Source organism: Streptomyces swartbergensis (assembly GCF_002148965.1).
Taxonomy (GTDB): Bacteria; Actinomycetota; Actinomycetes; order Streptomycetales; family Streptomycetaceae; genus Streptomyces; species Streptomyces swartbergensis.
On record NZ_NGFN01000369.1, the window covers coordinates 1 to 8,370 of the forward strand.

The following is an 8,370-nucleotide window of genomic DNA, read 5'->3' on the forward strand; positions in this document are numbered from 1 at the left end:
CTCCCGGGCCACCGCGGGCACCGGCCGCCTGGCCGCGCTCCTGGTCTCCCCGACCCTGCTGGTGCTGACGGTCGTCGTGCTCTACCCGACGCTCATGGCACTCGACGAGTCCCTGTACGGGCCGAAGGGCCTGGACCCGAAGACCGGATTCATCAGCGCCACCGAGCCGTTCGTCGGCCTGAAGAACTACACCGACATCTTCACCCAGGCCGGCGACCGCTTCTGGAACGCCTTCTGGAACACCACCTTCTTCACCGTCGTCACGGTGTCGATGGAGACGGTGATCGGCGTCGCCATGGCGCTCATCATGCACCGGGCCTTCCGGGGCCGGGCCGTGGTGCGGGCCAGCATCCTCGTCCCCTGGGCGATCCCCACGGCCATCTCCGGACTGCTCTGGAAGTGGATCTTCAACGCCGACGGGATCGCCAACGTCCTCCTCGGACACCAGGTGCTGTGGACCGCCGACGGCTTCTCCGCCAAGATCGCGGTCGTCATCGCCGACGTGTGGAAGACCGCCCCCTTCATCGGCCTGCTCGTCCTGGCCGGCCTCCAGGTGATCCCGAAGGAGGTCTACGAGGCGGCCCGGCTCGACGGGGCGAGCGCCCTGCAGCAGTTCTGGCGCATCACCCTGCCGCTGGTGAAGCCCGCGCTGCTGGTGGCGGTGCTGTTCCGCTGCCTGGACGCGCTGCGGATGTTCGACCTGCCCTACATCCTCATCGGCGCCCAGAAGGGCTCCGTCGAGACGCTGTCGATGCTCGCGCAGAACGAGGCGTCCAACGTCCGCTTCGGACCGGCTTCCGCGTACGCGGTCCTGCTCTTCCTCTACGTCTTCCTCATCGCCCTCGCCTTCGTACGGCTGCTCGGCGCCGACCTCATGGGGGGCGCAGGCGGGACGAAGAAGCGCAAGAGCCACGCGGTCAGGGTGCCGCGCCGCCGCGTCCGGGAGGTGACGGCATGACCCTCACGGCCAAGTGGCGGCAGTGGCTGCCCCATCTGGGCATCGCCGTGGTGGTGGCCTACTGCCTGGCCCCGTTCTACTGGATGCTGGTCTCCAGCCTCCGCAGCACCGGCGACATCTTCAGCACCTCCCTGTTCCCGTCCGCGGTGTCGTTCGAGAACTACCGGTCGGTGTTCAGCCCGGGCCAGGGCTTCACCAGGGCGCTGCTCAACAGCCTGATCGTCGCCGGTATCACGACCGCTATGTCGCTGCTGCTGGCCACGTTCACCGCGTACGCGATGGCCCGGCTGGAGTTCCGCTTCAAGCGGCTGATCCTCACGCTGATCATCGCCACCTCGATGTTCCCGGTGGTGTCGATCGTCGTCCCGCTGCTGAAGCTGTTCACCGACATCGGCTGGATCAACACCTACCAGTCCATGATCGTGCCCAGCATGTCCTTCACGCTGCCGCTGGCGGTGTGGAACCTGACCACCTTCTTCCGGCAGATGCCGGACGAGCTGGAACACGCCGCCATGGTCGACGGCTGCACCCGCGGCCAGGCCTTCCGCAAGGTCATCGTCCCGCTCGCCGCGCCGGGCATCTTCACCACCGCGATCATCACCTTCATCGCCGCCTGGAACGAGTTCCTCATCGCCCTGTCGATGACCAACAAGCCGAGCATGCAGACCGCGACCGTCGCCATCTCCAAGTTCTCGGGAGCGACGACGTACCAGACGCCGTTCGGCAGCCAGATGGCCGCGGGCGTCGTGGTGACCATTCCGCTGGTCGTGATGGTGCTGCTGTTCCAGCGTCGCATCGTCGCCGGGCTCACGGCCGGCGCCGCGAAGTAGACACGCCCCCACGCAAGGAGTCACAGCACGTGTCTTTCACCGCACCCTGGTGGCGCAGTGCCGTCATCTACCAGGTCTACATCCGCAGCTTCGCCGACAGCAACGGCGACGGCATCGGCGACATCGCCGGCATTCGCTCCCGGCTGCCGTACCTGAAGTCCCTCGGCGTGGACGCCATCTGGATCAACCCCTGGTACAAGTCCCCCATGGCCGACCACGGCTACGACGTCGCCGACTTCCGCGCCATCGACTCGCGCTTCGGCACCCTGGCGGATGCCGAGCAGCTCATCACCGAAGCCCACGAGCACGGCATCCGCGTCATCCCCGACATCGTGCCCAACCACACCTCCGACCAGCACGCCTGGTTCCAGGCCGCGTTGGCCGCCGGGCCGGGCAGCCCGGAACGCGAGCGCTACGTCTTCCGCCCCGGCCGCGGACCCGACGGCGCCGAGCCCCCGAACGACTGGGTCTCCTGCTTCGGCGGCCCGGCCTGGACCCGGCTGCCCGACGGCGACTGGTACCTCCACCTGTTCGCACCCCAGCAGCCCGACCTCAACTGGCAACACCCCGAAGTGCGCGCTGATTTCGAGTCGATCCTGCGGTTCTGGTTCAGCCGGGGCGTCGACGGCTTCCGCATCGACGTCGCCCACGGCCTGATCAAGCACCCGGAGCTGCCCGACCTGCCGCCCCGCGCCGAACCGGCGGTGACGGGCCCGCTCACCCGCCGGGAGGAGATCCGGCAGCACCTCGACCACCCGCACTGGGACCGCGACGAGGTGCACGAGATATACCGGGCCTGGCGCAAGGTCGCCGACGAGTTCCCCGGCGACCGCTCCTTCGTCGCCGAGGCCTGGGCCGACACACCGGAACGGCTCGCCGCCTACGTCCGCAGGGACGGCCTGCACACCGCCTTCAACTTCGACTTCCTCATGTGCGGTTGGGACGCCAAGGATCTGCGCGCGGTCATCGACGACTCCCTGGCCATGCTCGGCGCGGTGGGAGCGCCCGCCACCTGGGTCCTGTCCAACCACGACGTGATGCGCCACCCCAGCCGCTACGGCCGTACCGCCGCGCGGAGCTGGATGGCCAACGCGCGGTTCGAGCCCGACGGCTCCCTCGACCTGGAGCTCGGCACCCGGCGTGCCCGGGCCGCCGCCCTGCTGATGCTCGCCCTGCCCGGCGGCGCCTACGTCTACCAGGGCGAGGAACTCGGCCTCCCCGAGGTCGAGGACCTGCCGGAGTCCACCCTCCAGGACCCGATCTGGGAGCGCTCCGGCCACACGGACCGGGGGCGTGACGGCTGCCGTGTGCCCATCCCCTGGTCGGGCCAGGCGGCCCCCTACGGCTTCAGTCCCGACGACGCCACGTCCGAGCCCTGGCTGCCGCAGCCCGGCGACTGGGCCGGACTGAGCGCCGAGGCCCAGACCGGGGACCCGGCGTCCATGCTGGAGCTCTACCGCACGGCCCTGCGCATCCGCCGCGACCACCCCGCCCTCGGCGACGGCACGATGACGTGGCTGGACGCCCCCGAGGGGGTGCTGGCCTTCAGCCGCGAGCCGGGGTTCGTGTGCGTGGCCAACCTCTCCGCCGAGCCGTACGAGCTGCCCGCGTACTCCGATCTCCTCCTGGCCGGCGGCCCGCTTCAGGACGGACTGCTGGGGCCCAACCAGGCGGTGTGGCTGGCGGTGTAGCGGGGATCCTAGGCTGGGCGTATGGCTCGCACGGCGGAGGAGATTCCCGTCTCCCTCACGGTCCGGCCGTCGGCGCCGGCGCTCGCGCCGCTGATCGGTGCCCTCGGGTATGCCGAGGGACGGTTCGCGCAGTCGGCAGAGCTGTCCCTGCCGACGGGCGGAGCGCAGCTGCTGGTGAACCTCGACGGGGACACCCTGGGCTCGTCGGACAGGCGGACCCGGGGTGCGGCTCTCCAGGGGCCGTACACGGGGCCGGCGGTGATCGACCCGGCCCAGCAGCGCGCGGTCGTGTGGGTGGCGTTCCGGCCGGCGGGGGCGTATCCGTTCCTCTCCGTGCCGGTCAGCGCGGTCCGCGATCGGCTCGCCGGGCTCGACGAGCTGTGGGGCACGGACGGCGCGGTGCTGCGCGAGCGGCTGCTGGAGGCCATGGCCGCCGGTGGCCCGCAGGCGTGCCTGCGGGAGCTGGAGACGGTCCTGCTGCGGCGGTCGGAGCGTCCCCTGGAGCCCGACCCGGCGGTCCGTCTCGCCGCGGTGCTGCTCGACCGCGGAACGCCGGTGGGTGAGGTCGCCGACCGGCTCGGCTGGACCTCCCGGCGGCTGGCCCGCAGGTGCGCCGAACAGCTGGGACTCCCGCCGAAACGGTATGCGCGGGTACGGCGCTTCCAGCGGCTGCTGGGCCGGGTGAACGCCGGGCCCGGGGAGCCGGACTGGGCGGTCCTCGCCGCGGACTGCGGCTACCACGACCAGGCGCATCTGATCCACGAGTTCCGCGCGCTCGCGGGGATCACCCCGACCGCGTACGCGCCGCGCTCGCCCCTGGAACGCAACCACGTTCCGCTCGGCGGGTGAGGGCCCTGCCCGGCCGACCGTTTCCTACAATCCACGGCCGCCCGGACCCGGCCATCGTGAAGGCATGACCAACACAGACGACAAGCCGTCCCTCACCCGGCTCTACGCCCGCCTCGTGGTCTCCGACGGGCCCCGGGCGATCGACTTCTACCGGACCGCGCTCGGCGCCGAGGAGATCGAGCGGTACACCGACCCCGACGGGAAGATCGTGCACGCCATGCTGCGGCTCGGCGACGCGGTGATCGCGGTCAAGGATGCCGACGAGAGCGACCCGGCGCCGGACTCGCTCGGCGGCAGCCCGGTGATCATGGCCCTGGACGTGTCCGACGCCGACGCCGTGGCCGAGGCCATGCTGCGGGGCGGGGCGAGCGTGGTGTATCCGGTCGCCGACCAGCACTACGGGCAGCGCGGCGGCCGTCTCGCCGATCCGTTCGGCCATCTCTGGATGATCTCCCAGACGATCGAGGAGCTGACCGTTCCTAAAGACTGAGCGGGAGTGAGTCCTGTCGCCAGGGCTCAGGCTCAGCCGCGTGCTCCGAACGGTGTTGGGCACGCTGGTCACCCGCTTTCGCTCCGCGTCCGGGCGGCACGACTCGTGATCGTGGTCCGGGTACGCGGGGGCGGGTTTCCTCGCGCCGTCGGGTCTCCGGTCGGGCCTGGGCGGTCCGATGCCCCGCACGATCACTCTGGTCGTGCGGGGGCGGTGCCGTCCGTCGCCGGATCGGATGCCCGAGGGCGCGCCGTCCGATCGCGATGCTTGCCGCATCGTGCCGGGACACTTGACGGGTGCGCGTGGTCAGCGGCTGCTGCCAGTGCTGGGCACCCCAACGGGAGGTGTACGCCGGGTCCACCGCGACGATCGCGATGCCCTGCTCGGCGGCCATCGACACCAGCCGCGCCTTCAGCTTCGCGGTGGGAAAGCGGGAGATCAGACGGCGGAACCGCTTGTTGCGGCCGTGCCGCTCCCTGCTGATGCCGTCGCTGAAGTCGAGGTCCTCGACCGCGATCGCCGCGGCTCCGCTGCGGCGGGTGTGGTGCAGCAGCCGGGTCAGCGCGTGGCGGATCTGGGCGTCCCGATGCGCGGCGGTGCCGGACAGGTCGTAGAAGAAGCGCTGGGGTTCGCCGACGGGGTTGCCGTGGATGTCGAGGTGCCAGGCGGCGAGGTGGTCGTCGTTCATGTCCACCGCCACCACCCCCTTGGCCAGGGCCGCGTCCATAGGCAGGACTGGGACAGCCGGCCGCTGCCAGGAAGCGGTGACATACCAGCGGTGGCGGACCGGGTCGTGGTGGATGCGGTAGGCCATCGCCCGGTTCGCGCTGATCCGGTCCGCCCATTCCTCGCCCCGGTGCTGGAACTCCACGGTGGCGTCGAGGACGTAGCGGCCGTGCGGGGCGTTGGCCAGATGGCCAAGAGCGGCGGGGAGCCTGATGGAGACCTGCCCGGAGTCGGTGATGCGGATGGTCTCGTTGCCGCAGCGTTTGCCGGACTCCCCGTCGGCGGCCAGGAACATCCGCGCCGCTTCCCACCGATCCCGCCAAGCCGACTCCTTCAGCCCGGCCTGGTCCAGGTGGTGGCGCAGATGAGCGAGCTGCTTGCCGCCGCGCACCACGTGCACGCGGCCCGCGGCCCAGTCTGCCTCCAGACCGGCGAGCCGGTCCTTCAGCGTGTGCAGGCGGCGGGCCTTGGCGTGCCACTCCGCCCGCGAGCCGTACCCGCGCACCAGCCCTTCGCGCTTGTTCGCCTTGGCGCCCAGCGGGCGGGCGAGCCGGGCCTCGATCGCGGCGATCTGCCCACGCAGCCATGCCATCTCCGCCGCCTGACCACGCCGCGCCAGCGCCCACTGGTCATGGGTGGCCTTGGTGATGCTGCCCGCCCACCGCGCCGACGAGGACCCGGTCAACTCCCGCTTACGAGCGGCCCACGCGGTGGCATCGTGAGCCAGCCCCCGCCGTGAGCGCGCCGCGAGATCCCGCGCCGCAAGCCCACCCAGGAACACGCCGACCTCACGCAAGACCGCCGCGTCCGTCTCCGAGATCCGCAGCCGGGCCCGGATCGCCATCCCCGAAGGGCCGGGCACCACAAACGGCGCCGCCACCTCCCGCAGCCCGCCCACGCCACAGCCCCCGGCCCGATGTCGAAGATCCGTCACCGCATCCAACGAGCCCCAGCCGCAAAGGTCACACATTCGACAGGCAAACTTCCGTTCCCCTGACTCCGAAGCCGTCTGCGTCCCCTCGTCGGCAGCACCGGCACTCACTCACACTCGCTCATACACGCCTACGCTCGACCAAGCCGCAGCAGTACCAACCCCACATGAGATCCAGAAGCGCACGACCGACCTGTTCACCTGACGAGTTCGCTGTACGGCGGTCAGCGTGTCCGCGCGACCGGCTCGCCCTTCCCCGCCGCCGTGGTGGCCGCCCGGCCGCCCGGGTGACGCAGGGCGCCAGGAAGCCGATGCCCAGGGCGATGGCCATGCCGCAGAACACCCACTGGTTGGCCTCGGCGAAGTCCATGCGGACGGCGCTCATGGCGTCCCGTGTCGCGTCGGCGGCGGGGCCGGTGCCGGTGGGCGGCCGGAAGTCGTCCGCGACACGCCCGCCGAGGGCGAAGAACGCCGCCCTCGACGGGCGTGCTGCTCACTGATTCAGTCTGCGCCCGGCGCCGCCGTGACGCATCAGAAGACCCTTCCGCCCCACTGGACACACCGCTACCCCTGAATGCGCCCCACGGCAACCCCTCTGCGGTGTGAGGACGGCCTCCTCGCCCATGTGACCACGGCCCGCCGCCTATGCCGCGTCGAACGGGCAGGATGCGGGCACCAAGGAGGACAGGCACCCGAACGACGGAGAGGCAGACGATGGTCCCAGCGGAACCGGAACCCCAGCGGATCGGCATACCCGCCGAGTCCACTGCGGGCGAGACCAGGGTGGCGGCGACGCCGGCCACCGTGGGGAGACTTGCCGCACTCGGCTACGAGGTGGTGGTCGAACCGGGGGCGGGAGCCTCGTCCCGCTTCTCCGACGCGGCCTACGAGGAGGCGGGAGCCCGGCTCGGCGACCCGTGGCAGGCGGAGATCGTCCTCAAGGTGAACGGCCCGTCGAGCGAGGAGATCGGCCGGCTGCGGGACGGGGCGACGCTGATCGCGCTCATCGGCCCCGCGCTGCACCCGGAACTGGTCGACGAGCTGGCGCGGCGGCCGATCACCGTGCTCGCCATGGACGCCGTGCCGCGTATCTCGCGCGCCCAGTCCCTGGACGTGCTCAGCTCGATGGCGAACATCGCCGGATACCGGGCCGTGGTCGAGGCCGCGCACGCCTTCGGCCGTTTCTTCACCGGCCAGGTGACCGCCGCCGGCAAGGTGCCGCCCGCCAAGGTGCTGGTGGCCGGTGCCGGGGTGGCCGGACTCGCCGCGATCGGCGCGGCCCGCAGCCTCGGTGCCGTGGTCCGCGCCACCGACCCCCGGCCCGAGGTCGCCGAGCAGGTCCGCTCGCTGGGCGGGGAGTTCCTCACGGTGGGCGTCGAACAGGAGGTGAGCACCGACGGCTACGCCAGGGCCACCTCGGAGGACTACGACCGGCTCGCCGCGCAGCTGTACTCCGAACAGTCCGCGGACGTCGACATCATCATCACCACCGCGCTCATCCCGGGCCGCCCGGCGCCGAGGCTGATCACCGCGGACGACGTCGCGCGGATGAAGCCCGGCAGCGTGATCGTCGACATGGCGGCGGCCCAGGGCGGCAACGTCGAGGGCACGGTCGCCGGGAAGGCGGTCGTCACCGACAACGACGTGACGATCATCGGCTACACCGACCTGCCCGGCAGGCTCCCGGCCCAGGCCTCGCAGCTGTACGGCACCAACGTCGTCAACCTGATGAAGCTGCTGACCCCGGGCAAGGACGGCCGTCTCGTCCTCGACTTCGACGACGTGGTGCAGCGGTCGATGACCGTGGTCCGCGACGGCGAGAAGACCTGGCCGCCGCCTCCGGTCCAGGTGTCCGCCGCGCCCGCCCCCGCCGGCGGTACGGAACCGGCCGCGCC

Annotated in this window: 7 protein-coding genes and 1 pseudogene; 6 read left to right on the top strand and 2 right to left on the bottom strand. The window is 71.4% G+C overall.

What is annotated here, in order from left to right; translation table 11 throughout:
- The 5 genes from CA983_RS36710 to CA983_RS36730 all read left to right on the top strand — a co-directional run.
- Positions 1–958: carbohydrate ABC transporter permease (locus CA983_RS36710; RefSeq protein WP_107500322.1), on the top strand; the 958-nt coding region annotated here is incomplete at its 5' end.
- A complete protein-coding gene (locus CA983_RS36715) occupies positions 955–1,788 on the top strand; it encodes a carbohydrate ABC transporter permease (protein WP_086605067.1) in 834 nt (277 codons plus the stop codon). The genes CA983_RS36710 and CA983_RS36715, both read left to right, overlap by 4 nt.
- A 29-nt stretch (positions 1,789–1,817) precedes the next feature.
- Positions 1,818–3,479 carry a glycoside hydrolase family 13 protein gene (locus CA983_RS36720; protein ID WP_086605068.1) on the top strand — a complete coding sequence of 554 codons (1,662 nt, stop codon included), beginning with the start codon at positions 1,818–1,820 and terminating at the stop codon, positions 3,477–3,479.
- Between the two features lie 21 nt (positions 3,480–3,500).
- Complete coding sequence (locus CA983_RS36725) at positions 3,501–4,328, top strand: helix-turn-helix domain-containing protein (protein ID WP_086605069.1); 828 nt, start codon at positions 3,501–3,503, stop codon at positions 4,326–4,328.
- 64 nt (positions 4,329–4,392) lie between these two features.
- Complete coding sequence (locus CA983_RS36730; protein WP_086605070.1) at positions 4,393–4,818, top strand: VOC family protein; 426 nt, start codon at positions 4,393–4,395, stop codon at positions 4,816–4,818.
- Here CA983_RS36730 and CA983_RS36735 read toward each other — a convergent pair.
- Positions 4,808–6,388 (bottom strand): IS200/IS605 family accessory protein TnpB-related protein, encoded by a 1,581-nt coding sequence (locus CA983_RS36735; protein WP_244207247.1) that lies wholly within the window; start codon positions 6,386–6,388, stop codon positions 4,808–4,810. The genes CA983_RS36730 and CA983_RS36735 overlap by 11 nt on opposite strands.
- Before the next feature lie 311 nt (positions 6,389–6,699).
- A pseudogene (locus CA983_RS48470) lies at positions 6,700–6,914 on the bottom strand (MFS transporter); the annotation flags it as partial.
- A gap of 275 nt (positions 6,915–7,189) precedes the next feature.
- Here CA983_RS48470 and CA983_RS36745 point away from each other — a divergent pair.
- The coding region (locus CA983_RS36745; protein WP_086605072.1) for a Re/Si-specific NAD(P)(+) transhydrogenase subunit alpha at positions 7,190–8,370 on the top strand (1,181 nt) is incomplete at its 3' end.

Coding starts and splice junctions, on each gene's coding strand:
- CA983_RS36715 (WP_086605067.1), top strand. CDS start 955: ATGACCCTCACGGCCAAGTGGCGGCAGTGGCTGCCCCATCTGGGCATC.
- CA983_RS36725 (WP_086605069.1), top strand. CDS start 3,501: ATGGCTCGCACGGCGGAGGAGATTCCCGTCTCCCTCACGGTCCGGCCG.
- CA983_RS36730 (WP_086605070.1), top strand. CDS start 4,393: ATGACCAACACAGACGACAAGCCGTCCCTCACCCGGCTCTACGCCCGC.
- CA983_RS36735 (WP_244207247.1), bottom strand. CDS start 6,388: ATGGCGATCCGGGCCCGGCTGCGGATCTCGGAGACGGACGCGGCGGTC.